This window comes from Microcoleus sp. D2_18a_B4, from assembly GCF_036702475.1.
GTDB lineage: Bacteria > Cyanobacteriota > Cyanobacteriia > Cyanobacteriales > Microcoleaceae > Microcoleus.
This window is the reverse complement of the sequence record NZ_JAUBTL010000149.1, coordinates 1-1330: the sequence shown is the minus strand read 5'-3', so window position 1 is coordinate 1330 and position 1330 is coordinate 1. Positions and strand designations below refer to the sequence as shown.

Genomic DNA, 1330 nt, shown 5'->3' with positions numbered 1-1330 from the left:
CAAAAATATCCCCCCAAGCACAATCTAGGATTCTTTTATTAAGTCCACTCTTGGCAGCAGCACCATTCTTCCTATAACCTCCTTTTCCATCGTGCGATTGTTTGGCGCGTTTAACCATGTTGGTTATTTTTAGGTTTTCTTGCGCTACAGCATCAGCCGTTTTAACTATCTTATCGGCAGCTTTCCAGTTATATCCGTCTCTTTTTTGGGTTAGCTTCTGTTGGGTTTGAGACAGCTTGATCTGTGCTTTTTTCCTGTTGCTAGAGCCTTTTTGCTTGCGACTGGCAGCACGATTTCTTATCGCTAATCGTCGAGCTGTTCTAGAGTTTGTTGCAACAGCTATATTCTCAATAAAGCTACCATCTGAAAGGGACACAAGCTTGTTTATTCCTACATCGATCCCAACAACTGACTTAGGTTCGATAAGTTCTGGCAGTCTCACTCCGTCGTCAAGCAGTACACTGATGTACCAATATGTCCCTTTTTGCTTGACGGTTACAGTTCGGATTTCTACATTGAATGGAAAACTTCTGCTATTGAAGTATTTCATCCAACCAATACCAGGAAGATAAACTCGGTTGTTTTCAAACTTGCAACGCCCCGGTTTGTACTCGAAGGTCTTGAAATTTGAGGCTTTTCGGTAAGCCGGAAAGCCTCTTTTATGACTCCAAAAACCTGCAAACGCAGTATCTAGTTTAGCCAGGTTTCGCTGCAACACATCTGAATCAATACGGCTGTACCACTCGTTTTCTTTTCTTAACTCAGTAGTTCTCTTACTTTGAATACCCCCAGCGCTATCCCAACACAGACCTAGCTTTTTACTGGTCTTGGTTAATGTTGCAGACATAACGCCATGCTTGACAACCGGACAACTAAGAGGACACACAGCACCAACTTCTAAACGGGTGTCTATTTCGCAATAAGACCCAAAAGCATAGCTCCGAGGCGTTTCAACATTTCTGTTGTTAGTCTCCCAGCCGATGAAGCGTTCTCTGAGACAATAATTACGGTGCTTACGCAGTGTTATAAGCCATTGGGCCATGAGCGCGGCTTGCTCTTTGTTTGGTTTTAACTTGTAGTTCCAGCGTTGCATTGTTTTTACCTCCTTGCTATATTGTACACATAAACTGAGTACACATCGTGGAAGTTATGGAAAAAGATAAGAGATTGCATATACGCATCAGTTCTCAAGAAGCTGAAATTCTTGCCCGTTACTGTACAAAGACAATGCGCTCTCAATCAGACGTACTCAGAGGGTTGATTAGGAAACTGGAAAATCAATAAAAAGCCGTCGTAGAACGACGGGGCTTCAGACCCAGTTTTTTGGTGA

General features: G+C 42.9%; 1 protein-coding gene. It reads right to left on the bottom strand.

Annotation, left to right across the window (positions count from 1 at the left end):
* Positions 1–1093, bottom strand: a 1093-nt coding sequence (locus tag QUB04_RS32410) for a transposase (RefSeq protein ID WP_333290754.1), incomplete at its 3' end; no start/stop codon positions are given.
* Between the last annotated feature and the right edge of the window lie 237 nt (positions 1094–1330).